Consider the following 24,348-nt stretch of genomic DNA (forward strand, 5'->3'; position numbering starts at 1 on the left):
TTTACCGGCGCGGCCAGGCCTGGCGCGCCGGCGCTTGCGGCCTTACTGGGCGGCGGATGCCGGCTCCGGCAGTTTCCGCGCCAGCGCGGCGTAATAGCGTTGGCGCACCTGGTCGGCGATTTCCTGCACCGCCTTGGCGTACAGCGTGCTGCGGTTGTAGCGGGTGATCGCGTAGAAGTTGTTCAGTCCCAGCCAGTATTCGGTGACGCCGGGCGAGCTTTCCAACGCGAACAGCACCGCCGGCACGTTGTCCGCCAGCGGCGTCTGCGGCGCGACGCCCATCTTGCGCAAATCGCCCACCGTGTAGTGCAGATTGAATTTGTCGGCCAGCAATTTGTCCACCTGCGGCCCCGGCACCACGCTGGCCGGCGCCACCACGTCGTCGCCGCGCTTCCAGCCGAAGCGGCTGAAGTAATGGGCCACGCTGCCGATGGCGTCGTGCGGGTTGTTCCAGATGTCGCGATGGCCGCTGCCGTCGAAATCCACCGCCCACTTGCGGTAGCTGGACGGCATGAACTGCGGCAGCCCCATCGCGCCGGCGTACGATCCCCTCAGCGTCAGCGGGTCCTTGCCCTCTTCCTTGGCCAGCAGCAGGAACTGGGTCAGCTCGCCGCGGAAGTAGGCGGCGCGGCGCGGATAATCGAAACCGATGGTGGACAGCGAATCCACCAGCCGGAAGCTGCCGGTGTTGCGGCCGTAGTGGGTTTCCACGCCGAGGATGGCCACGATCACCTCAGGCGGCACGCCGTACTGGCGCTCGGCGCGCGCCAGCGCGTCGGCATTGTCCTGCCAGAACGCCGCGCCGTCGGCGATGACTTTGTCGCTGACGGTGGAGGCGCGGAACTGGTACCAGGGACGCGAAGTGGACGGTTTGTCCAGAATGCGGATGATATTGGGCTTCAATTCGACATTGGCGAACACCGCCTCCAGCTCGGGGCGGTTGAATTGGCCGCTGGCCACCTGTTCGTCGATATAGCGCTGCACGTCCGGGCGCCCCAGAAAGGCGGCGTCGGCTTGGGCCTGCGGCGCAGAGAAGGCCGCGCCGGCCAGGGCGGCGGCAATAGCCAGTTTCAACATCGATTTCATGATTTTGCTTTCTTTTATGAGCGTAGGCGCGGTTCATTCGCGGAAGGACAAGGCGCTGCCCACCAACCGCGCGGTGATGTCGACGATGGGGATCACCCTTTCGTAAGCCATGCGGGTGGGCCCGACCACCCCCAGCGTGCCGACCACCTGGCCGTTGACGCGGTAAGGGGCGGTGACCACCGAGCATTCGTCCAGCGTCACCAGGCCAGACTCCTCGCCGATGAAAATGTTCACGCCCTGCGCCTCGCGGCTTTGCGACAACAGCTTCAGCAGTTCGGTCTTGCGTTCGAATACGCCGAACAGCTCGCGCAGCCGCGACAGGTCGTCGGACAGGTCGTTCACCTGCAGCAGGCGCGAGCCGCCGCTGACCACCACGTCCTCGCCGCTGCTGGCCAGCGTTTTCTGTCCCAGCCGCACCGCGGCCGACATCAGCTCGGCGATGTCGCCCTGCAGCTGGCGCAATTCCCCCTCCACCCGGGAGGTGACCGCGTCCAGCGCCTGGCCGCTGTAATGCTGGTTGATGAAGTTGCCCGCCTCCACCAGTTCCGACGGCGTGTAGTCGCGCTCGGTCAGCAGCAGGTGGTTCTGCACGTCGCCGTCCAGCGTCACCAGTATCATCAGGATGCGGCGCTCGGACAGGCGCAGGAATTCGATCTGGCGGAAGGCGACGTCGCTGCGCTGCGGCGTCATCACCACGCCGGCGAAGCTGGTCAATTCCGACAGCAGCGACGACGCCGCCTGGACGATGCGCTGCGGGCTGTCCGGCTGCAGGCTGGCCTCCAGCTCGTGGCGCGCCAGCTCGTCCAGCGGCCGTATCGTCAGCAAGCGGTCGACGAACAGGCGGTAGCCGCGCGCGGTGGGCACCCGTCCGGCCGAGGTGTGCGGCGAGGCGATCAGGCCCATGCCCTCCAGTTCGGCCAGCACGTTGCGGATGGACGCCGAAGACAGCTCCATCCCCGGCAGCAGCGACAAGGCCTTGGACGCGACAGGCTGGCCATCGGCGATGTAGCGTTCGATCAGGACCTTGAGCAGGCGTTGGGCGCGTTCGTTCATCATGTTCCCCATTGTACACATCCTGAACCGCGCCAAAAGGGCCAGCAGCAAGACTTTGCGCCGGTTAGGCGCTTTTGTTCCCCGGCAAGCTGCTGTTAGGGCTCTGGTTTTCTGCGATAATCGCCCCATTATTGGTCCGACCTACCCCATTTGGAGACAGCATGGCTTCCGAAGACAAGAGCAAGGCGCTCGCCGCCGCCCTCTCCCAGATTGAAAAGCAGTTCGGCAAGGGTTCGATCATGCGCATGAGCGACAACCAGATCAACGAAAACCTGCAGGTGGTCTCCACCGGCTCGCTGAGTCTGGACTTGGCGCTTGGCGTCGGCGGCCTGCCGCGCGGCCGCGTGGTGGAAATCTACGGCCCGGAGTCGTCCGGCAAGACCACCCTGTGTCTGCAAGCCGTGGCCGAGATGCAAAAATTGGGCGGCACCTGCGCCTACATCGACGCCGAAAACGCGCTGGACCCGCAATACGCGCAAAAGCTGGGCGTCAAGGTCGACGACCTGCTGATCTCGCAGCCGGACACCGGCGAGCAGGCGCTGGAAATCTGCGACATGCTGGTGCGCTCCAGCGGCGTCGATCTGATCGTGATCGACTCGGTGGCCGCCTTGGTGCCCAAGGCTGAAATCGAAGGCGAGATGGGCGACAGCCACGTCGGCCTGCAAGCCCGCCTGATGAGCCAGGCGCTGCGCAAGCTGACCGGCAACATCAAGCGCACCAACACCCTGGTGATCTTCATCAACCAGATCCGCATGAAGATCGGCGTGATGTTCGGCAACCCGGAAACCACCACCGGCGGCAACGCGCTGAAGTTCTACGCCTCGGTGCGCCTGGACATCCGCCGCACCGGCGGCATCAAGAAGGGCGAGGAAGTGATCGGCAACGACACCCGCGTCAAAGTAGTGAAGAACAAGGTGTCCCCGCCGTTCCGCCAGGCCGATTTCGAAATCCTGTACGGCGAAGGCATCTCCCGCCAGGGCGAAATCATCGAGCTGGGCGTCAAGCACGGCTTCATCGACAAGTCCGGCGCCTGGTACGCGTACAACGGCCAGAAGATCGGCCAGGGCAAGGACAACACCCGCGAATGGCTGAAGTCCAACCCGGCGATCGCTGAGGAAATCGAACGCAAGATCCGCGAAGCGGTGGGCGTGAAGATCGAAATCAACGAAAACCAGGGCGACGAAGAGTTCGCCGACGACGCCCTCGACGCCTGATGGCGGCGACAGGCAAAAGCCTGAAGGCGCGGGCCGTCGAACTGCTTGCCCGCCGGGAATATTCCCGGCGCGAGCTGGTTCGGCGGCTCGCGCCTTTTGCCGACAGCGAAGACGAATTGAACGCGGCGCTGGACGAGCTGGCCGCCGCCAACTGGCAATCCGACGACCGCTTCGCCCGCCAGTTCGCCAACAGCAAGGGCGGCAAGTTCGGCAGCCGTCGGCTGCAGCAGGAAATGCGCCAGCGCGGCGTCGACGACGACACCATACGCGAAGCGCTGTCCGGCCAGGACGACCTGGCCAGCGCGCGCGAGCAATGGCGCAAGAAATTCGGCCGCCCGCCCGCCGACGCGGCGGAAAAGGCCAGGCAGTACCGCTTCCTCGCCCAGCGCGGTTTTCCCGGCGACGTGATCCGCCAGGTGCTGGCCGGCGGCGCGGACGACGACGGCTACGAGGACTGAGGCATGAGGGCGCGCGCCATCGCCACCGAGATCGACATCGCCGCCGTCCCCGAAACGGTGTGGCAGGTGCTGTGCGACTGGCCGCGCTACCCGGAATGGAATCCTTTCATCGTCGGCCTGCACGGCCGCCATCGGCTGGGCGCCCGCCTGGTGGCCACCCTGCGCTATCCCGGCGGCGCGCGCGCCACCCTGCGCCCCGTCGTCATCGAACTCTCCGCGTCGCAAACGCTGGCCTGGCGCAGCGCAGCGCTGATGCCCGGCCTGCTGGACCGCGAGCACCGCTGGCGGCTGGAAGCGCTGGCCGGCGGCGCCACCCGCCTGCATCACGACGGCGCGCACAGCGGAGTGCTGCTGCCGCTGTGCGGCGCCGGAATCCAGGAAAGCGCGCGCCGGGGATTCCTGCTGATGAACGAGGCGTTGAAACAGCGCTGCGAAACCCTTGCCAGCGCCGCCACGGCTTGACACAATCGACGGATTCGCCCCGACGGCCAGTCCGGGGCAAAATTTTGAAATAGACCAGACAAATCATGAAAACCTCCGAAATCCGCAAGAAGTTCCTGGACTTCTTCGCCGCCAAAGGCCACCAGGTCGTCCCCTCCAGCAGCCTGATCCCCGGCAACGACCCGACGCTGATGTTCACCGTCGCCGGCATGGTGCAGTTCAAGGACACCTTCCTCGGCTTCGAGAAACGCGACTACACCCGCGCCACCACCAGCCAGAAATGCCTGCGCGCGGGCGGCAAGCACAACGACCTGGAAAACGTCGGCTACACCGCGCGCCACCACACCTTCTTCGAAATGCTGGGCAACTTCAGCTTCGGCGACTACTTCAAGCGCGACGCCATCACCTTCGCCTGGGAGTTCCTGACCGGCGACGAGTGGCTGAACCTGCCCAAAGACAAGCTGATGGTCACCGTCTACGCGTCCGACGACGAGGCCTACGACATCTGGCACAAGACCGTCGGCGTGCCGGCCGACAAGATCGTCCGCATCGGCGACAACAAGGGCGCGCCGTACGCTTCCGACAACTTCTGGACCATGGGCGACACCGGCCCCTGCGGCCCGTGCACCGAAATCTTCTACGACCATGGCCCGTCGGTCGCCGGCGGCCCTCCGGGCAGCCCGGACGAGGACGGCGACCGCTTCATGGAGATCTGGAACAACGTCTTCATGCAGTTCAACCGCGACGAAGCCGGCACGCTGCACCCGCTGCCGAAGCCGTCGGTCGACACCGGCATGGGCCTGGAGCGCCTGTCCACCGTGCTGCAGCACGTGAAGTCCAACTATGAAACCGACGCGCTGGCCTGTCTGGTGCGCGCCGCCGCCCGCGAAACCGGCGTCGCCTACAGCCAGGACGTGCCGTCGCTGAAAGTGATCGCCGATCACATCCGCGCCTGCTCGTTCATGATCGCCGACGGCATCCTGCCGTCCAACGAAGGCCGCGGCTACGTGCTGCGCCGCATCGCCCGCCGCGCCATCCGCCACGGCTACAAGCTGGGCCAGAAGGGCTTGTTCTTCCACAAGATCGTCGCCGACCTGGTGGCCGAGATGGGCGAAGCCTATCCGGAACTGCGCGAAAAGCAGGCGCATATCGAAGACGCGCTGCGCGCCGAGGAAATCAAGTTCGCCGAAACGCTGGAAATCGGCATGGGTCTGGTGGACTCCGCGCTGGAAGGCGGCAAGAAAGCGCTGGACGGCGACACCATCTTCAAGCTGTACGACACCTTCGGCTTCCCGGTGGACCTGACCGCCGACATCTGCCGCGAACGCGGCATCCACGCCGACCTGGAAGGCTTCGAGCGCGCGATGGAGGCCCAGCGCGAGCGCGGCCGCGCCGGCTCCAACTTCAAGATGACCGGCAAAATCGCCTACAGCGGCGCCGACACCGCCTTCCACGGCTACGACAAGAGCAGCGTGGAAGCAAAAATCCTGGCGCTGTACAAGGGCACCGAAGCGGTGGACAGCCTGTCCGCCGGCGACGAAGGCATCGTGGTGCTGGACGGCACCGCCTTCTATGCCGAAGGCGGCGGCCAGGTGGGCGACGTGGGCAAGATTTCCGCCACCGCCGGCCTGGACGCGCTGTTCGACGTGGCCGACACCCAGAAGATCCAGTCCGCGGCCTTCGGCCACAAGGGCCGGCTGCTCAGCGGCGCGCTGAAGGTGGGCGACGCCGTCACCGCCACCATCGACCTGCATGCCCGCCTCGCCAGCGCGCGCAACCACTCGGCCACCCACCTGCTGCACGCGGCGCTGCGCCATGTGCTAGGCAGCCACGTTGCGCAGAAGGGCTCGCTGGTCAACCCGGAACGCACCCGCTTCGACTTCGCCCACGGCGAAGCCGTGACCGCCGAGCAGATCGCCGAGCTGGAACGCGTGGTCAACCGCGTGATCTGCCACAACGTGGAAGTGAAGGCCGAGCTGATGAGCATGGAAGACGCGCAGAAATCCGGCGCGATGATGCTGTTCGGCGAGAAATACGGCGATGAAGTGCGCGTGCTGACCATGGGCGACTTCTCCGCCGAGCTGTGCGGCGGCACCCACGTCAAACGCACCGGCGACATCGGCCTGTTCAAGATCGTCGCCGAAAGCGGCGTGGCCGCCGGCGTGCGCCGCATCGAAGCCGTCACCGGCGAAGGCGCGATAGCCCACGTGCAGGCGCAGGACGCCCTGCTGAAAGACGCCGCCGGCGCGCTGAAGGCGCAGACCAGCGACGAGGTGTTGGCCAAGATCGCCGCGCTGCAGGACGGCGCCAAGGCGCTGGAGAAGGAACTGGCCAAGCTGAAGGGCCAGCTGGCCGCTTCCGCCGGCGACAGCCTGGCCGACAGCGCAGCCGTGGTGAGCGGCGTCAAGGTGCTGGCCGCCGAACTGGAAGGCGCCGACAACACCGCGCTGCGCGAAACACTGGACAAGCTGAAGGACAAGCTGGGCTCCGCCGCCATCGTGCTGGCCGCCAAGAGCGACGGCAAGGTGGCGCTGGTGGCCGGCGTCACCGCCGACCTGACCGGCAAACTCAAGGCCGGGGAGCTGGTCAACTTCGTCGCCCAGCAAGTGGGCGGCAAGGGCGGCGGCCGCCCGGACATGGCTCAGGCCGGCGGTACCCAGCCGGAAAACCTGGCCGCCGCGCTGAAAGGCGTGGAAGCCTGGGTAGCCGGCAAGCTGTAAAGCCAAACGCACCTGTACCAACGGCCACATGTTATTCATGTGGCCGTTTTTCATATGGTAATAATCAATTTTCACAATGTCGGCACACCCTAGACTAGGAGCATGCCATGTCCGCCATAAAACTCCGCCAGGCCAGCTGGGATGACCTGCCCGCGGTATGCCAGCTGATCCAGCAGGCCTTCGCGCCGCTGCTGTCGCAGCTGCCCAGCCCGCCCACCGCGCTGGATGAAACCATAGCCAGCCTCACCGGCCACCTCAGCAGCGGCAGCCAGATCTTCGTCGCCGCCAGGCAATCGCGCATCGTCGCCTGCCTGCTGGTGCTGCCGCCGGAAAACGGCTGCGCCGAAATCAAGCGCGTCTGCACCCATCCCGACCTGCAAGGCCAGGGCCTGGGCGCGGCGCTGCTCGATTACGCCGAGCAAGAGCTGCAACGCCAGGGCGTGCAGCAGCTCAAGCTATCCACCCGCAGACGCCTGCCCAGCAATCTGCAGTTCTACCAGCGGCTGGGCTACGAGGTCAGCGCGCAGCAACCGTATCCGCAGGGCATAGAGGACGAGCGCGTCACCCTGAGCAAGCCGCTGGCGGAGCTGGTGTGCTGAAGCGCGGCGCAAGCTTGTCCCAGATCAATACGCAATAAATCATTCATTACTAATATACAGAGGCTTCTTATGGCTTCTCCTTTGTTGTTTGCTTGATGCCCCCGGCTCGTCCGGGGCATTTTTTTGCCCGGCGCGCGCGGCGGAATGCTTATAGTGGGATTACGCACCGGATACCGGAGAGCATCATGCGCCTGCTCCGCGCCGCCTTCCTCGCTTGCTGCCTGCAAGCGCTGCCCGCCTGCGCCGACCTGCCCCAGCCCGACATCTACGCGCTGACCGAAATCCTGCCGCCGCTCAGCTACGACGAGGGCGGCGAGCACAAGGGCTTCTCCAACGAATTGCTGGCGATGATGCTGCGCGACAGCGGCCTGCGCGCCGTCATCCAGGTCAAGCCCTGGAGCCGCGCGCTGCGCGAGGCGCAGCAAGCGCCCAACACCATGCTGTATCTGGCCGTGCGCACGCCGGAGCGGGAAGAGATGTTCAAATGGATAGGCCCGGCGCTGCCGCTGCCGATAGAACTGTTCCGGCTGAGCGGGCCGCGGGCCGCGCAGCCCGCCTCCATAGACGACGCCAGGCATGCGATGGTGGCGGTGGCGCGCGACACGCCGGGACAGAAAATGATGGAGAAGCTGGGCTTCGTCGACAATGTCAATCTGGTGCTGACCAATGACGAGGCCCAGTCGGCCAGGCTGCTGTACGCCCGCCGCGTGCAATACAGCGTCGGGGTCGGCTTGTTCCAGCGCTACGCCGCCAAGCAGCAGAACCAGCAGCCGGACAGGCTGGATTCGGTGCAGGTGCTGGACGACAGCACCCAGTTCTATTTCGCGATGCAGAGGGACAGCAATCCCGACTACATCGCCCGGCTGCAGGCCGCGCTGGACAGGATCAAGCAGGATGGGCGCTACGCGGCTTTGCTAAGGCGCTACACCCACCCCTGACTCACAATACCAGCTTGCCGCCGGCCAGCGCCAGCATCACCGCCAGCGTCGGCCGCAGCCAATGGTCGGCCAGCCTGCCGGTCAAGCGGCTGCCCAGCCAGATGCCGGGCAACGAGCCGCTGAGCAGCTTGAGCAGCAGCACCCAGTCCAGGTGGCCCATGCCGGCATGGCCCAGGCCCGCCACCAGCGTCAGCGGCACCGCGTGGGCGATTTCGGTGCCGATCAGCCGCGAAGTCGGCAAAGCCGGGTACAGCAGAAACAAGGCCAGCGTGCCCAGCGCCCCGGCGCCGATGGAGCTGAGCGTGACCAGCACACCCAGCACCGCGCCGACCAGCGCGGTCGGCCACAGCCGCTCGCCTACGCCCAGGCTGCCGAAATGGCGCTGCCCCAGGCGGACCAGCCACGGCTTGCACAGGATGGCGGCGGCAGTCAGCAGCAAGGCGATGCCCAGCACGAAACGGAACAGCGCGTCCATCACCTGCGACGGCACGTGCAGCCAGCTCAACAGGCCCAACGTCAGCATCGCCGCCGGCACGCTGCCCAGCGCCAGGTGCAGCGTGATGCGCCAGTCGATGTGGCGCTGCCGGTGATGCGCCGCCACGCCGCCGGCCTTGGTCAGCGCGGCGTACAAGAGATCTGTGCCGACGGCGGTGGCAGGCGAGATGCCGAACCAAAGCAGAATGGGCGTCATCAGCGAGCCTCCGCCCACTCCGGTCAGCCCGACGATGAAGCCCACCGCCAGGCCCGCAACCGTATATCCCAAATCCATCGGATTCCCCATTCATCCTGCAAGATCCATCCGATGCTACGCGCTTTGCTTATAACAATTTAGATTAATTAGATACAACATTATAAACATTAATTCCAAGCCACCCCTGCGCGCCAAGATTCATCGCGCCATCACGGCCCCGTAACAAGGGCGGCCTATGTTTGCAATCAGAACAAAACGACAAGGAACGCCACAATCCCTCGCGGATATTCACGCAATCGCTTTACAAACCGGATGAATAGCGTCAATTTGATACTGTCAGGGCACAGCCTGACCGCTTGCGACGCCCGCATGGAGCGCCAGCCGCCAGGCCCCCTGAGAAGCCCACGTTTCGAGATCGAAAGGTGCAGGATGATTTCTCGTATCCCCCTGAGCGTTCGTAGAAAACAAGCCCGTGACCAACATGAAAGCTTCCTCTACGCGGTGGCGAAACCGCAACTGAGCGATGAGGAAAGATCCCGCCAGCAAAAAGTGCGGCAACGCGCGCATGACCGCGACGACGCCCGCTTCCTGGCTGATCGCTGCGACGACCTGTTCTGACCCGATGGGGGCCGCGCCCCCGCCCTCTGCCTTCTCCGCTCCGCCCAAGGCAAGCGCCCGCTGTTTTTTCTTTATGCCCGCTTTGGGCTGACCAAACCGCCGAATGCCCGTTCGGCCAGAGCGCCGAACTCATCCCCATTCCGCCGGTCTACCTAAAAAAAATTGAAACATTCCGCCTTGCGCGGCGGCATTTTTCAAAAAAACTGGCATCCGACAGTATTTTTATACTTTCTTTACACCCCCACTCCCGCTTTTATCAGGTTTTTGACGTCCGTTTGCGTACCTTCCAGGTTGCACATTACGCATGGAGATTTTCACTATGGATCTTCTTTACATCGGTCTGTTCGCGCTGTTCGGCGCGTTGACCTGGCTGTTGATCGCAGCCTGCGACCAATTGGGAGGCAAGCAATGACTGCCTGGTACCTGATCAGCGCCCTGTTGGCGCTGGGTCTGTTCGTTTATCTGATCTACGCATTGGTCAAGCCGGAGAATTTCTAATCATGACAACACCCGCCATGCTCCAACTGGGGCTGTTCCTGGCCGTGCTTCTGGCGCTGGCTTGGCCTCTTGGCGCGTACATGACGCGCATCATGCAGGGGGAGAACGTCGGTCCGGTACGCTGGTTCGCGCCGCTGGAACGCGGCTTCTACCGGCTGGCCGGCATACAGAAGGATGAGGAGATGGGCTGGCGCGGCTATACCGTGGCCCTGATCCTGTTCAACGTGCTGGGCGCGCTGGCCGTCTACGCGCTGCAACGCCTGCAAGGCTCTCTGCCGTTCAATCCGCAGGCGATGGCCGCGGTGAGCTCGGACTCCTCATTCAACACCGCCGTTTCCTTCGTCACCAACACCAACTGGCAAGGCTACGGCGGCGAAACCACGATGAGCTATCTGACCCAGATGCTGGGTCTGACCGTGCAGAACTTCCTGTCCGCCGCCACCGGCGCCGCGGTGGTGATCGCGCTGATCCGCGGCTTCGTCCGCCACAGCAGCGCCAAGATCGGCAACTTCTGGGTGGATATCACCCGCCTGACGCTGTACATCCTGCTGCCGCTGTCGCTGGTGTTCGCGCTGGTGTTCACCCAGCAAGGCGCCATCCAGAACCTGGCCGCCTACAAGGACGTGCACACGCTGGAAGTCACCAAGTACCAGCAACCCAAGGTCGACGCCAAGGGCAACCCGGTGACCGGCAAGGACGGCAAGCCGGTGATGGAGGACAAGACTGCGCAGACGCAAACTCTGCCGATGGGTCCGGTGGCCTCTCAGGAAGCCATCAAGATGCTGGGCACCAACGGCGGCGGCTTCTTCAACGCCAACTCCGCCCACCCGTTTGAAAACCCGACGCCGCTGGCCAACTTCCTGCAGGACATCGCCATCTTCCTGATCCCGGCCGCGCTGTGCTTCCTGTTCGGCCGCATGGTGGGCGACCGTCGCCAGGGCTGGGCCATCATCGCCGCGATGACCATCCTGTTCGCCACCGCGGTGGTCGTGGAAACCAGCGCCGAGCAGGCCGGCGTGCCGCAATACAAGGCGCTGCACATCGACCAGCAAGCCAGCCACCTGCAGTCCGGCGGCAATATGGAAGGCAAGGAAGCGCGCTTCGGCATCATCGACACCTCACTGTTCATCGCCGTGACCACCTCCGCCTCCTGCGGCGCGGTCAACTCGATGCACGACTCGCTGACCCCGATCGGCGGTCTGGTGCCGATGTTCCTGATGCAGTTGGGAGAAGTGGTGTTCGGCGGCGTGGGTTCCGGCCTGTACGGCATGCTGATCTTCGCCATCCTGGCGGTGTTCATCGCCGGCCTGATGGTGGGCCGCACCCCGGAATACCTGGGCAAGAAGATTGAAACCTACGAGATGAAGATGACCGCGATCACCATTCTGGTGACACCGACCCTGGTGCTGGCGCTGACCGCCATCGCCGTGAGCGTCGCCGCGGGCAAGGCCGGCATCGCCAATCCGGGCGCGCACGGCTTCAGCGAAATCCTGTATGCGTTCACTTCCGCCGCCAACAACAACGGCAGCGCCTTCGCCGGCCTGTCCGCCAACACGCCGTTCTACAACATCGCCACCGGCGTCGCCATGTTCTTCGGCCGCTTCTTCATGATCGTGCCCATCCTGGCCATCGCCGGCTCGCTGGCCGCCAAGAAGCGTCTGGCCGTCACCGCCGGCACCCTGCCCACCCACGGCCCGCTGTTCGTGGTGCTGCTGATCGGCACCGTGCTGCTGGTGGGCGCCCTCAACTATGTTCCGGCTCTGGCGCTGGGCCCGGTGGTCGAGCAGCTGCAAATGCTCGCCGTCCACTAAGCCCGTCAGTCAAGGAAACGACAATGAACGACAAGAATCATTTGAAATCCGTGGTGGCGGAACCTATCGCCACCGGCAACAAGAACGCCGGCAAGTCGATGTTCGACCCGGCGCTGGTGAAACCCGCCATCGTCGATTCGTTCAAGAAGCTGTCGCCGCGCACCCAGTGGCGCAACCCGGTGATGTTCGTGGTGTACGTGGGCAGCATTCTGACCACCGCGCTGTGGATACAGTCGCTGGGCGGCCACGGCGAAGCCTCGTCCGGCTTCATCCTGGGCGTGGCGCTGTGGCTGTGGTTCACCGTGCTGTTCGCCAACTTCGCCGAAGCGCTGGCCGAGGGCCGCAGCAAAGCCCAGGCGGCGAGCCTCAGGTCGGCCAAGAAAAACGTGGTGGCCAAGAAGCTGGCAGGCGGCAACCATGGCGCGGCCAAGACCATCGTCGACGGCACCAGCCTGCGCAAGGGCGATTTCGTATTGGTGGAAGCCGGCGACGTGATCCCGGTGGACGGCGAGGTGATCGAAGGCGTGGCCTCGGTCGACGAATCCGCCATCACCGGCGAATCAGCGCCGGTGATCCGCGAATCGGGCGGCGATTTCTCCTCGGTCACCGGCGGCACCCGCGTGCTGTCCGACTGGATCGTGGTGAAGATCACCGTCAATCCGGGCGAAACCTTCCTCGACCGCATGATCGCGATGGTGGAAGGCGCCAAGCGCCAGAAGACGCCGAACGAGATCGCGCTGACCATCCTGCTGGTGGCGCTGACCATCGTGTTCCTGATCGTCACCGTCACCCTGCTGCCGTTCTCCTTGTTCAGCGTGGACGCGGTGAAGGCCGGCACCCCTATCAGCATCACCACCCTGGTGGCGCTGCTGGTGTGCCTGATCCCCACCACCATCGGCGGCCTGCTGTCGGCCATCGGCGTGGCCGGCATGAGCCGGATGATGGGCGCCAATGTGATCGCCACCTCCGGCCGCGCGGTGGAAGCCGCCGGCGACGTCGACGTGCTGCTGTTGGACAAGACCGGCACCATCACGCTGGGCAACCGCCAAGCCTCCGCCTTCATCCCGGCGCCGGGCGTGTCGGAAAAAGACCTGGCCGACGCCGCCCAGCTGGCCTCCCTGGCCGACGAAACGCCGGAAGGCCGCTCCATCGTGGTGCTGGCCAAGCAGAAGTTCAATCTGCGCGAGCGCCAGCTGGCCAGCCATGAAGCCAGCTTCATCGCCTTCAGCGCGCAAACGCGGATGTCCGGCATCGACTACGACGGCCGCCAGATCCGCAAGGGCGCCATCGACGCGATCCGCCGCCACATCGCCGAACTGGGCGGCCAGTTCCCGGACGCGCTGGCGAAAAGCGCCGACGAAGTGGCCCGCCGCGGCTCCACCCCGCTGTTGGTGGCCGAAGGCAACCGCGCGCTGGGCGTGATCGAGCTGAAGGACATCGTCAAGGGCGGCATCAAGGAGCGTTTCGCCGAACTGCGCCAGATGGGCATCAAGACGGTGATGATCACCGGCGACAACCCGCTGACCGCGGCCGCCATCGCCGCCGAAGCCGGCGTCGACGACTTCCTGGCGGAAGCCACGCCGGAAGCCAAGCTGAAGCTGATCCGCAGCCATCAGGCCGAAGGCAAGCTGGTGGCGATGACCGGCGACGGCACCAACGACGCCCCCGCGCTGGCCCAGGCCGACGTGGCGGTGGCGATGAACACCGGCACCCAGGCGGCCAAGGAAGCCGGCAATATGGTGGACCTGGACTCCAATCCGACCAAGCTGATCGAGATCGTCGAAATCGGCAAGCAGATGCTGATGACGCGGGGTTCGCTGACCACCTTCTCCATCGCCAACGACGTGGCCAAGTATTTCGCCATCATCCCGGCGGCGTTCGCCAGCACCTACCCGCAGCTGAACGCGCTGAACGTGATGGGCCTGAACAGCCCGGCCTCCGCCATCATGTCGGCGGTGATCTTCAACGCGGTCATCATCGTGTTCCTGATCCCGCTGGCGCTGAAGGGCGTGAAGTACCACGCCAAGAGCGCCGCCGAGCTGCTGCGCGGCAACCTGCTGGTCTACGGCCTGGGCGGCCTGCTGGTGCCCTTCGCCGGCATCAAGCTGATCGACATGGCGCTGGGCGCGCTGGGTCTGGTGTAACAGGCAAGCCCGCCTCCCGGCGCGCCGGGGAGCGGGCGCACGGCAGGCCCGGCGCACGGAACGCGCAACGGGCCTCTCGCCAAGAGAATGGAAAGGATTATCGTGAAAGTCATTCGTCCCCTGCTGGTGATCTTCGGCGGCCTGTCGCTGCTCACCGGCCTCGCCTACCCGCTGGCCACCACCGGCATCGCCCAGGCGCTGTTCCCGGCGCAAGCCAACGGCAGCCTGATCGAGAAAGACGGCAAAGTGGTGGGTTCGCGCCTGATCGGCCAGAACTTCACCGGCGACAAGTATTTCTGGGGCCGCCCGTCGGCCACCAGCCCGATGCCGTACAACGCCGGCAACTCCGGCGGCTCCAACCTGGGCCCCACCAACAAGGCCCAGCTGGACGCGGTGAAAGGCAATGTCGACGCCATCCGCAAGGCGCACCCGACCCAGACCGGCCCGGTGCCGGTGGACCTGGTGACCGCCTCCGCCAGCGGCCTCGACCCGGAAATCTCGGTCGCCTCCGCCTATTACCAGGTTGACCGCGTCGCCGCGGCGCGTAAACTGCCGGCAACCGAAGTGCGCAAGCTGGTGGAAGGCCGCATCATCGGCGAAACCTTCGGCCTGCTGGGCGAACCGCGCATCAACGTGCTGGAGCTGAACCTGGCGCTGGACGAACTTTCCAAGAAAGCCTAAACCCGCATGACCGATCTGCGCCCCGACCCGGATGCCCTGCTGGACGAATTGAAACGCGAAGAGCTGGACGCCCAGCGCGGCCGGCTGAAAATCTTCTTCGGCGCCTGCGCCGGCGTAGGCAAGACCTACGCGATGCTGGCGGCGGCGAAAACCAAGCAGCAGGAAGGGGTCGGCGTGCTGGTCGGCGTGGTGGAAACCCACGGCCGCAAGGAAACCGAGGCGCAGCTGGCCGGGCTGGAGGTGCTTCCGCCCAGCCAGATCGAGTACAAGGGCCGCGCGCTGTCGGAATTCGACATCGACACGGCCCTCTCGCGCCGCCCGCAGTTGATCCTGATCGACGAGTTCGCCCACTCCAACGTCCCCGGCTCGCGCCATCCCAAGCGCTGGCAGGACGTGGAGGAGCTGCTCGCCGCCGGCATCGACGTCTACACCACTCTCAATGTGCAGCATCTGGAGAGCCTTAACGATGTTGTCGGCCAGATCACCGGCATCATCGTCAGGGAAACGCTGCCCGACCATGTGTTCGACAGGGCCGACGAAGTCTCGCTGGTGGACCTGCCGCCGGACGAGCTGCTGTCCCGCCTCGCCGCCGGCAAGGTCTACCTGCCGCACCAGGCCGAGCGCGCGGTCAAGAATTTCTTCCGCAAGGGCAATCTGCTGGCGCTGCGCGAACTGGCGCTCAGGCGCACCGCCGACCGCGTCGACGCGCAGATGCGCGCCTACCGCGCCGACCAGTCGATCAACCCGGTCTGGCACGCGCGCGAACGGCTGCTGGTCTGCGTCGGCCCCGGCCCGGGCACCGACAAGCTGATCCGCAGCACCAAGCGGCTGGCAGCCAATCTGGACGCCGACTGGATCGCCGTTTATGTCGAAACCCCCAGCCTGCAGCGGCTGCCGGAGGAAAAGCGCGCGCGCATCCTCAAGGGCCTGAAGCTGGCGCAAGAGCTGGGCGCGGAAACCACAGTGCTGGGCGGCAGCTCGCTGGCCGCCACCCTGCTGGCCTACGCCCGCACCCGCAACGTCTCCAAGCTGGTGGTCGGCAAGTCGGCCAGCAGCCCGCTGGCGCGGCTGTGGCGCGGCTCGCTGGTGGAGGAGCTTACCCGTCAGTCCGGCGACGTCGACGTCTACGTGGTGGCCCACGACCTGGAACCGTCCGACGAAAAGAGCGGCAAGCGCGTGCCCAGCCTGCTGTTCAGCGACGGCGAATCCGGCAAGCCGCAGCGCGGCTACCTGGCCGCCGCCGCGGTCTGCGCCGCCACCACCGCGCTCAACCACTTGCTGGTGCCCTACTTCGCGCTGTCCAACGTCATCATGGTGCACCTGCTGGCGGTGGTGCTGATCGCCACCCGCTACGGCCGCGGCCCCGGCGTGCTGGCGTCCTTCCTGTCGGTGGCGGCCTTCGATTTCTTCTTCGTGCCGCCGCAGCTGTCGTTCGCGGTGTCCGACACCCAGTACCTGCTCACCTTCATCGTGATGCTGGTGGTGGCGCTGGTGATCAGCCAGCTGACCGCCCGCTTCCGCTTCGAGGCCACCATCGCCACCTACCGCGAGCGCCGTACCCGCGCGCTGTACGACCTGGGCCGCGAGCTGGCCGGCGCGCTGACCGCGTCGCAGATCATCGACACCGCGGTCGGCCGGCTGGAGCCGCTGTTCCGCGCCAAGGTGATGCTGTTCATCCCCAATAGCGAAGACCAGCTGCGCGCCGCCACCGAGGCCGGCAACGGCGCCGACACCGGCGTCGCGCAATGGGTGTTCGACAACCTGCAGCCGGCCGGCCTGGGCACCAACACGCTGCCGTCCAACGCCGCGCTCTACGTGCCGCTGAAGGCGCCGATGCGCACCCGCGGCGTGATCGCGCTGCTGCCGGAGGAAACGATCCCGGCCTTCCTGCCGGAGCAGCAGCGGCTCTTGGAAACCTGCGCCGCGCAGATCGCGCTGGCGCTGGAGCGGGTGCATTATGTGGAAGTGGCGCAAGACGCCATCGTGGCGATGGAGTCGGAACGGCTGCGCAACAGCGTGCTGTCGGTGGTGTCGCACGATCTGCGCACGCCGCTGACCACCATGCTGGGCCTGGCCAATATGCTGAATTCGCCCAGCCTGCCGCCGGAGCAGCAGGCCGACATCTCGCAGTCGATCCAGGATGAGGCGATGCGGATGAACAAGCTGGTGACCAATCTGCTGGACATGGCCAGGCTGCAATCCGGCGTCAAGTTGAACAAGGAATGGCAACTGCTGGACGAGGTGGTGGGCAGCGCGGTACGCGCCTGCGAGCACAGCCTGCGCCGCCATCATTTGGCGCTAAAACTGAACCGCGACCTGCCGGTGCTGGAATACGACGCGGTGCTGATCGAGCGGGTGCTGGTCAACCTGCTGGAAAACGCCGCCAAATACACGCCGGCCGGCTCGCGCATCGAGCTGGCGGCCCAGCACGACGGCGCCCGGGTGCGCATCAGCGTCAGCGACGACGGCCCCGGCCTGCCGGCCAATATGGAACAGAAAGCCTTTGAGAAATTCTCGCGCGGCGCGCCGGAATCCACCACGCCCGGCGTCGGGCTGGGGCTGGCCATCTGCCGCGCCATCATCGAAAACCACGGCGGCAGCATAGAAGCCGGCAACCTCAGCCCGCACGGCGCCCGCTTCTCCTTCACCCTGCCCGCCGGCGCGCCGCCCGAGCTGCCGCCGGAAGACGCCTGAAACCAGAAGAGCGAACCCCTATGAACGACGCACCGATTTCCGTAGTGATCATCGAAGATGAAAAACCGATCCGCCGCTTCCTGTCGTCGGCGCTGGATGAGGAAAGGCTCACCGTCTACGAGGCCGAAACCGGCAAGCAGGGCCAGATAGAAGTGGCCACCCGCAAACCCGACATGGTGATACTGGACCTGGGCCTGCCGGACATGAACGGCATCGACGTGATCAAGAGCCTGCGCGAGTGGACCGACATTCCCATCCTGGTGCTGTCGGCCCGCACCCAGGAAACGGAAAAGGTGGCGGCGCTGGACGCCGGCGCCGACGACTACCTGACCAAGCCCTTCGGCGTGGCCGAATGCCTGGCGCGCATCCGCGTGCTGCTGCGGCGCCGCATCCAGGGCAGCGCCGCGCCGCAGCAGAACTTCCACTTCGGCGACATCAAGATCGACCTGGTCAACCGCCTGGTGCACAAGGGCGATGCGCCGGTGCACCTGACGCCGATCGAATACCGGCTGTTGTCCACGCTGATCCGCAACGCCGGCAAAGTCATCACCCACCGCGAGCTGCTGCTGGCGGTATGGGGGCCGTCGTTCTCCGAGCACAACCAGTACCTGCGCGTCTACATGGGCCACCTGCGGCAAAAGCTGGAAGACAACCCGGCAATGCCGCGCCACATCGTCACCGAAACCGGCGTCGGCTACCGGCTGGTGGAAAGCGACCCCAGCCGCAACCAGACCGCCTGAACGCGGCGGCCAGGGTTGACAGCCCCCTGCCAGCGGCATATTCTGATGTTCATGCGCCGATTTGACACAGCTTGCGGGCGCGATACAAATGCCAGCTAAAGCGTATACGGTGAACCCGCTTGCGCTCCTGATGTAAAGTGGCCAGCGGGTTTTTTCATGGCTGCGACACAGCCTTGGCGCCGTACCGCTCTCCCCCGCAAGCCGTCTGATCGACGCGGGACGCGCCGCCATCCGGCGGTCGTCCAGGCGCCGAGTTAATGACAACTTGCAGGGCGCCGAGAAATCCTGCTAAAGCGTCGCCGACGGCCACCCGCCCGGCACGCGCAGCGCGACCGACCTTGGGAGAGCCGTATGTACGATTGCCAGCAAGACAGCTATGCCGATTTTTCTTTTGCGATTTACGACGCCGTGGGAAGACCTCGCCCCCTCTGTGGCAGCCTGAGCGCCACACCGCTGCCGTCCAGCGACGACAGCGCCCTTTACGATCTCGCCGCCTTCGCCCGCGAACAGGGCTATAGCCTCGATCACCATGAACAGCATCTCACCGTGCACGCCATCAGCCTGGCCGACGCGCTGGCGATCAACACCCGCTTCGGCGAAACGCTGATCATCAGTTGCGATCTGCGCCGCGATCCGCCGGTGCGCTTCTAGTCGGTACGCACGCAGACAGTAAGCGGGCGCGCCGGCTATAATGTGCTGTTTCGCACCCATGCCGGCAGGATTTGATGCTGTTTGAACTCAACCACGCCTCGCGCTCGGAGATTCTGCGCGAAGGGCGCCAGATCGCCCGCCTGGCTCTGCCGATGATGGTGGCCCAGATCGCCCAGGTGGCCACCGGCTTCGTCGACACCGTAATGGCCGGCCGCGTCGGCACCGACGATCTGGCCGCGGTTTCGCTCGGCGCCAGCGTGTTCATCACCGTCTACGTGACGCTGATGGGCGTGGTGGCCGCGCTCAATCCCATCCTGTCGCACCATCTGGGCTCCGGCGACGCGCGCGGCTTCGGCCGCGACGCCGGCCAGGGCCTGTGGTTCGGCCTGCTGCTGGGCACGCTGGGCGGCGCGCTGATGATCGCGCTGGAACCCGCGCTGCGCCAGTGGCTGCACCTGCCGCAGGAAGTGATAGCCAAGGTGATGCTGTTCATCACCGGCGCCGCCGTCGGCATGCCGGCGGCGATGGCCCACCGCGCGCTGCACGCCTACGCGTCCAGCCTGGGCCACCCCAAGGCCATCATGGTGGTCAGCCTGATCGCGCTGGCCCTGAACATTCCGCTCAACTACATCCTGATCCACGGCTTGTTCGGCTTCCCCCGCATGGGCGGCGCCGGCTGCGGCTGGGCCACCGGCGCGGTGTTCTGGTTCAACTGCCTGGCCTTGCTAGGCTACGTGAGCTGGCATAAGAAATTCGCCGGCAACCGCATCCTCGCCGGCATCGCCCGCCCCGACTGGCGCCGCTTCGCCGCCTTTTTGAAACTGGGCCTGCCCATCGGCCTGTCCTTCTTCGTCGAAGTCAGCCTGTTTTCCTTCATCGCGCTGCTGATCGCCGAGCTGGGCACCGTCGTCGTCGCCACCCACCAGTCGGTGCTGAATTTCTCCAGCCTGATCTACATGCTGCCGCAGAGCGTGGCCACCGCGCTGTCGGTGCGGGTCGGCCACCACGCCGGCGCCGGCGATTACCAGGCCGCGCGCTTCATTTCCGGCGTCGGCCTGCTGATGGGGCTGGCGATGGCGGGCATGGCCATGGTGCTGGTGCTGCTGCTGCGCGCGCCCATCATGTGGATGTACAGCGCCGACCCGCGCGTGATATCGATGGGCACCACGCTGCTCTTGTTCGCCGCCGTCTACCAGCTGACCGACGCCGCGCAGACCATCGCCTCCGGCGCGCTGCGCGGCTACAAAGTGACCGCCGTGCCGATGCTGATCCACATCACCTCGTTCTGGGTGGTGGGCCTGGGACTGGGCATCCTGCTGGGATTGACCGACCATATCGTGCCGCGGATGGGCATTTACGGCTTCTGGACCGCGCTGGTGATCAGCCTCACCGTGGCCGGCCTGCTGCTAACCTATTATCTGGCCCGCGCCAGCCGCCGCCGGCTGCGCCGCGACCAAGGAATCCTGCTATGAGCCTGCAGTTTAGCGCCGACTACGATCTGCGCCCGCACAACACCTTCGGCCTGGCCGCCCGCGCCGCGCACTTCTGCCGGCTGGACGACCTGGCCGACCTGTCCGCGCTGCTGGCGCATCCGCTTTACCGCCAGGGCCCGGTGCTGTGGCTGGGCGGCGGCAGCAACCTGCTGCTGACCCGCGACTACCCCGGCCTGGTGGTGAAAGTGGCGCTGACCGGCATTCGCCTGCTGGAACAGAACGGCGACGATGTGCTGGTCGAGGCCGCCGCCGGCGAAAACTGGCACGACTTCGTGCTGCACACGCTGGCGCAAGGCTGGTACGGCCTGGAAAACCTCAGCCTGATTCCCGGCACCGTAGGCGCCTGTCCGGTGCAGAACATCGGTGCCTACGGCGTCGAGGTGAAGGACCATCTGCAAGAAGTGGCGTGCGCGCAGCTGGAGCGCGGCGGCGAAGCGCTGACGCTGTCCAACGCCGACTGCCGCTTCGGCTACCGCGACAGCGTGTTCAAGCATGAAGCCGCCGGCAAGCTGCTGGTGACCGCGGCGCGCTTCCGCCTCTCCCGCGCGGCGCGGCCGCGCACCGGCTACGGCGACATCCTGCAGCAGCTGGAGCGGCAAGGCATCAGCGCGCCGACGCCGCTGGACGTCAGCCGCGCCGTCATCGCCATCCGCCAGAGCAAGCTGCCCGACCCGGCGGCGCTGGGCAACGCCGGCAGCTTCTTCAAGAACCCGGTGGTATCGCTGACCCGCGCCGAGGCGTTGTTGGCCGAACACCCGCAGCTGCCGCACTACCCCGCGCCGGACGGCCAGGTGAAGCTGGCCGCCGGCTGGCTGATAGACCAATGCGGGCTGAAGGGCTATCGCGATGGCGACGCCGGCGTGCATGAGAAACAGGCGCTGGTGCTGGTCAACTACGGCCAGGCGCGAGGCAGCGAAATCGAGGCCTTGGCCCGCAAGGTGCAGGACACCGTGGCGCAGCGCTTCGGCGTCAGGCTGGAGCCGGAGCCCTTGATACTCTGAGGCCGGCCGGGAACCATGCCGCGCCGGCGCCACTCAAGCTAGCAACACGTATCCGTGAACCACGCAATGGAGAGCAGGACGCAATGAGCAAAAAACCGACTGTGCTGGTGTTCGATCTGGGCGGCGTGCTGGTCGACTGGAACGGCATCGATCCGCTGATCCGCCTGTCCGGCGGCCGCCTCAGCCGCGAAGAGGCCAGGCTGTTCTGGATGCATTTCCACTGGACGGAAAAGCTGGATCTGGGCGCATGCACGCCGCTGGAATTCAGCGCCGCCATGGCGGACGAGCTGCGGCTCGACCTGTCGGCCGAGGCGATGCAGGCCCAGTTGCGCAGCTGGAACCGCGGCGCCTTCCCCGGCGCGCGGGCGCTGCTGGAAAAGCTGTCCGCCGACTGGCAGCTGGCGGCGCTCAGCAATATCAACAGCCTGCACTGGCAGCAGGTGAGCGAGGAATTCCAGCTGCTGGACCTGTTCGGCCACACCTTCGCCTCGTTCCAGCTGCGCCTGCGCAAGCCGCAGCCGGAAATCTACCGCCACGTGCAGCAGACGCTGGGGCTGGCGCCGGCGGACATCGCCTTCTTCGACGACAACATCGAATGCGTGGCGGCCGCCCGCGCCGAAGGCTGGCAGGCATTCCACACCATAGGCTTCGACAGCCTGCAGCGCACGCTGCGCGAGCAAGGCTGGCTGTAAGGCTTCGGGCGGAGCGGCCCGCGCTCCGCCGCCGGCCTCAGCCCAGCACGCCGCCCGCGCGCAGGAACAGGTACAGCGCCGCCAGCAAGCCTATCAGCCAGGACAACGAACGCAGCGAGGCCTTGTCCGCCAGATACAGCAAGCCATGCGTCGCCCGCGCCAGGATGAACACGGCGGCGGCGGCGTTCATCGCCGCCTCCGGCACCTTCATCAGCCAGGCCGCGACCACCGCGGCGGTCCAGGTCGGCAGCGCCTCCCAGGCATTTTGCTGCGCCCAGCCGGCGCGCTGCCGGTAGCCGCTGGCCCGCGCCGCCTCCTCGCGCGGCCGGTGATTGTCGTACTTCACCCCGGCCTTGGCGACGCCGGCCCAGATCAGCGGCAGCAGCGCCGCCAACAACAGACTCCACAATACGAACGGCATGGCGATCCTCCCTCAACGATTGCCCGGCTTGTCGCCGAGATAACGGCCGTCATCGAACGTCGCCACCCACTGCGGTTTGTAAACAATCAGCACCGCCAGCAGCAGCCCGGTCGTGAAGGCCTCCGACCACGACAGCAGAAAATAGTAAGGCACGGCGTCGTCCAGCAGCGTCTCCCACGGATACGCCCCCGCCGCCGCCAAGGCCGCCATGCCGCACAGGGCGGCAGCGAACAGGCTGGCGCCGGCGGCCAGGAAGCCGTTGACGAACACATAGACAAAGAAATGCGGCGGCAGGAAACGGCGCGCCAGGGCCAGAGCCGACGCCGCCACGCCCACCGCCGGCAACGCGGTCAGCAGCCAGTTCAAGCCCAGCGCCCGCCAGTCGGCGTGGCCGCCGGCCGCTAGCGCCGCCTGCACCGCGGCCAGGGCCAGCAGCGCCAGCCGCGGCCCCATCAGCAAGGCGAACAGGGCGCCGCCCAGCAGATGGAAGGACAGGCCGGGCAGCAGGCCGGCGCGCAACAGCCACAGCGCCAGGTCCAGCACGCAGGCGCCCATCCAGGCGTTGAGCGCGCCGTGCTCCAGCTCGCGCCAGCGCACCCCGGCGCCGGCCCAGGCCAGGGCCGCCAGCGCCAGCGCATTGGCCAGCCCGAGCGGCCACGCGCCAAACTGCAAAGCCGATAGATCCATGACGATACACTTGCGATCAGACTACCTTCAGCATAACAGAGCCGCCGGACAAACTGGCGCGCTTCGTCGCCGCAAAGCCCTCCCTTTTGCCGCGCGGGCCGGTACAATACGCTTTTGGATGGAGACCCGCATGCCCGCCCTACCCGCTCAGCACCTACCCGCTCAGCACCTGATTGCCCAGCAAGTTGGCCAAGCCCTGGCCGAAGACATCGGCCAATGCGATTGGACCGCCCGCCTGATAGACGCGGACAAGACCGGCGCGGCGCGGGTGATCGCGCGCGAGGACGCGGTGATCTGCGGCCAGGCCTGGTTCGATGAATGCTTCCGCCAGGTGGACAGCCGCTGCGCTGTGCAATGGCGGGTGGCCGAAGGCGAGTCGGTCGCCGCCGGCAGCGAACTGTGCCGTATCTCCGGCCCGGCGCGCGCGCTGCTCACCGCCGAGCGCAGCGCGCTCAACTTCCTGCAGCTGCTGTCCGCCGTCGCCACCGAGACCCGCCGCTACGTCGAGGCCGCGGCCGGCCACCGCGCCCGCATCCTGGACACCCGCAAAACCGTTCCCGGCCTGCGTCTGGCGCAGAAATACGCGGTGACCGCCGGCGGCGGCCACAATCAGCGCGTCGGCCTGTTCGACGGCATCCTGATCAAGGAAAACCACATCATGGCGGCCGGCGGCGTCGCCGAAGCGATGCGGCAGGCGCTGCAAGACCTGCCGCCCGGCGTGACGCTGCAAATCGAAGTCGAGACGCTGGCGCAACTGGAGGACGCGTTGGAGAACGGCGCCAAGCTGGTGCTGCTGGACAATATGTCGCTGGAGCAGATGCGCGCCGCCGTCGCCCTGAGCGCCGGCCGCGCCCAGCTGGAAGCCTCGGGCGGCATCGACCTGGACAGCGTGCGCGCCATCGCGGCCACCGGCGTCGACCGCATCTCGGTCGGCAAGCTGACCAAGGACATCCGCGCCGTCGACCTGTCCATGCGCTTCACCCTGTAAGCGACTACGCAGCGGCGGCGTTAGCTGTC

The 24,348-nt window shown here is 66.1% G+C and carries 23 protein-coding genes; 18 read left to right on the forward strand and 5 right to left on the reverse strand.

Going from position 1 to position 24,348, the window contains the following annotated elements:
• Positions 1–42: 42 nt before the first annotated feature.
• Positions 43–1,086, reverse strand: coding sequence for a lytic murein transglycosylase B (mltB, locus tag U6115_RS16910; RefSeq protein ID WP_172670379.1), 1,044 nt, complete (start codon positions 1,084–1,086; stop codon positions 43–45).
• Positions 1,087–1,119: 33 nt separating this feature from the next.
• Positions 1,120–2,142: a heat-inducible transcriptional repressor HrcA gene (hrcA, locus tag U6115_RS16915; protein WP_043574169.1), complete on the reverse strand. Its 1,023-nt coding sequence runs from the start codon at positions 2,140–2,142 to the stop codon at positions 1,120–1,122.
• Positions 2,143–2,300: 158 nt separating this feature from the next.
• Here hrcA and recA point away from each other — a divergent pair, with 158 nt between their 5' ends.
• The 6 genes from recA (at position 2,301) to U6115_RS16945 (ending at position 8,509) form a co-directional block, all read left to right on the forward strand.
• Positions 2,301–3,353 carry a recombinase RecA gene (recA, locus tag U6115_RS16920; RefSeq protein ID WP_043574009.1) on the forward strand — a complete coding sequence of 351 codons (1,053 nt, stop codon included), beginning with the start codon at positions 2,301–2,303 and terminating at the stop codon, positions 3,351–3,353.
• Positions 3,353–3,811 (forward strand): recombination regulator RecX, encoded by a 459-nt coding sequence (recX, locus tag U6115_RS16925; RefSeq protein WP_043574012.1) that lies wholly within the window; start codon positions 3,353–3,355, stop codon positions 3,809–3,811. Before recA ends, recX begins: the two co-directional genes overlap by 1 nt.
• Positions 3,812–3,814: 3 nt before the next feature.
• On the forward strand, positions 3,815–4,273 hold the full coding sequence (locus U6115_RS16930; protein WP_043574014.1) for an SRPBCC domain-containing protein: 459 nt from the start codon (positions 3,815–3,817) through the stop codon (positions 4,271–4,273).
• 65 nt (positions 4,274–4,338) lie between these two features.
• The gene (gene alaS / locus U6115_RS16935) at positions 4,339–6,972 is read left to right on the forward strand and encodes an alanine--tRNA ligase (protein ID WP_043574016.1); all 2,634 of its coding nucleotides are present in this window, start codon (positions 4,339–4,341) and stop codon (positions 6,970–6,972) included.
• A 107-nt stretch (positions 6,973–7,079) separates the two neighbouring features.
• The gene (locus U6115_RS16940) at positions 7,080–7,571 is read left to right on the forward strand and encodes a GNAT family N-acetyltransferase (RefSeq protein ID WP_043574018.1); all 492 of its coding nucleotides are present in this window, start codon (positions 7,080–7,082) and stop codon (positions 7,569–7,571) included.
• Positions 7,572–7,756: 185 nt separating this feature from the next.
• Positions 7,757–8,509, forward strand: a complete 753-nt coding sequence (locus tag U6115_RS16945; RefSeq protein WP_043574020.1) for a substrate-binding periplasmic protein — start codon at positions 7,757–7,759, stop codon at positions 8,507–8,509.
• Position 8,510: 1 nt separating this feature from the next.
• On the opposite strand, the gene U6115_RS16950 is transcribed toward U6115_RS16945, so the two are convergent.
• Positions 8,511–9,278: a sulfite exporter TauE/SafE family protein gene (locus U6115_RS16950; RefSeq protein ID WP_043574022.1), complete on the reverse strand. Its 768-nt coding sequence runs from the start codon at positions 9,276–9,278 to the stop codon at positions 8,511–8,513.
• 351 nt (positions 9,279–9,629) lie between these two features.
• Between U6115_RS16950 and U6115_RS16955 the strand changes: the two genes are divergently transcribed.
• From U6115_RS16955 to U6115_RS17005, 11 genes are all read left to right on the forward strand, one after another.
• Positions 9,630–9,818 carry a hypothetical protein gene (locus tag U6115_RS16955; protein ID WP_011135152.1) on the forward strand — a complete coding sequence of 63 codons (189 nt, stop codon included), beginning with the start codon at positions 9,630–9,632 and terminating at the stop codon, positions 9,816–9,818.
• Between the two features lie 408 nt (positions 9,819–10,226).
• Positions 10,227–10,316, forward strand: a complete 90-nt coding sequence (kdpF, locus tag U6115_RS16960; protein ID WP_021476355.1) for a K(+)-transporting ATPase subunit F — start codon at positions 10,227–10,229, stop codon at positions 10,314–10,316.
• Between the two features lie 2 nt (positions 10,317–10,318).
• The gene (kdpA, locus tag U6115_RS16965) at positions 10,319–12,127 is read left to right on the forward strand and encodes a potassium-transporting ATPase subunit KdpA (protein ID WP_043574026.1); all 1,809 of its coding nucleotides are present in this window, start codon (positions 10,319–10,321) and stop codon (positions 12,125–12,127) included.
• Between the two features lie 23 nt (positions 12,128–12,150).
• Positions 12,151–14,271: a potassium-transporting ATPase subunit KdpB gene (gene kdpB / locus U6115_RS16970; protein WP_047236899.1), complete on the forward strand. Its 2,121-nt coding sequence runs from the start codon at positions 12,151–12,153 to the stop codon at positions 14,269–14,271.
• Between the two features lie 102 nt (positions 14,272–14,373).
• Positions 14,374–14,952 carry a potassium-transporting ATPase subunit KdpC gene (kdpC, locus tag U6115_RS16975; protein ID WP_272900403.1) on the forward strand — a complete coding sequence of 193 codons (579 nt, stop codon included), beginning with the start codon at positions 14,374–14,376 and terminating at the stop codon, positions 14,950–14,952.
• A gap of 6 nt (positions 14,953–14,958) precedes the next feature.
• Positions 14,959–17,646 (forward strand): sensor histidine kinase, encoded by a 2,688-nt coding sequence (locus U6115_RS16980; protein ID WP_043574032.1) that lies wholly within the window; start codon positions 14,959–14,961, stop codon positions 17,644–17,646.
• 20 nt (positions 17,647–17,666) lie between these two features.
• Positions 17,667–18,386: a two-component system response regulator KdpE gene (gene kdpE, locus U6115_RS16985; protein ID WP_043574034.1), complete on the forward strand. Its 720-nt coding sequence runs from the start codon at positions 17,667–17,669 to the stop codon at positions 18,384–18,386.
• Positions 18,387–18,737: 351 nt separating this feature from the next.
• Positions 18,738–19,037, forward strand: a complete 300-nt coding sequence (locus U6115_RS16990; RefSeq protein ID WP_043574037.1) for a hypothetical protein — start codon at positions 18,738–18,740, stop codon at positions 19,035–19,037.
• Positions 19,038–19,111: 74 nt separating this feature from the next.
• Complete coding sequence (locus tag U6115_RS16995) at positions 19,112–20,509, forward strand: MATE family efflux transporter (protein ID WP_043574040.1); 1,398 nt, start codon at positions 19,112–19,114, stop codon at positions 20,507–20,509.
• On the forward strand, positions 20,506–21,531 hold the full coding sequence (gene murB, locus U6115_RS17000; RefSeq protein ID WP_043574043.1) for a UDP-N-acetylmuramate dehydrogenase: 1,026 nt from the start codon (positions 20,506–20,508) through the stop codon (positions 21,529–21,531). Before U6115_RS16995 ends, murB begins: the two co-directional genes overlap by 4 nt.
• Before the next feature lie 83 nt (positions 21,532–21,614).
• A complete protein-coding gene (locus tag U6115_RS17005; RefSeq protein WP_052257997.1) occupies positions 21,615–22,223 on the forward strand; it encodes an HAD family hydrolase in 609 nt (202 codons plus the stop codon).
• A gap of 37 nt (positions 22,224–22,260) precedes the next feature.
• Here the strand turns inward: U6115_RS17005 and U6115_RS17010 are convergent, their stop codons facing one another.
• Complete coding sequence (locus U6115_RS17010) at positions 22,261–22,644, reverse strand: MAPEG family protein (protein ID WP_043574046.1); 384 nt, start codon at positions 22,642–22,644, stop codon at positions 22,261–22,263.
• Between the two features lie 12 nt (positions 22,645–22,656).
• On the reverse strand, positions 22,657–23,331 hold the full coding sequence (locus U6115_RS17015) for an energy-coupling factor ABC transporter permease (protein ID WP_043574048.1): 675 nt from the start codon (positions 23,329–23,331) through the stop codon (positions 22,657–22,659).
• A 130-nt stretch (positions 23,332–23,461) separates the two neighbouring features.
• Here U6115_RS17015 and nadC point away from each other — a divergent pair, with 130 nt between their 5' ends.
• Positions 23,462–24,319: a carboxylating nicotinate-nucleotide diphosphorylase gene (gene nadC / locus U6115_RS17020; protein WP_043574051.1), complete on the forward strand. Its 858-nt coding sequence runs from the start codon at positions 23,462–23,464 to the stop codon at positions 24,317–24,319.
• Positions 24,320–24,348 lie beyond the last annotated feature (29 nt).

The sequence above is a fragment of the Chromobacterium subtsugae genome (assembly GCF_035919665.1).
Taxonomy (GTDB): Bacteria; Pseudomonadota; Gammaproteobacteria; order Burkholderiales; family Chromobacteriaceae; genus Chromobacterium; species Chromobacterium subtsugae.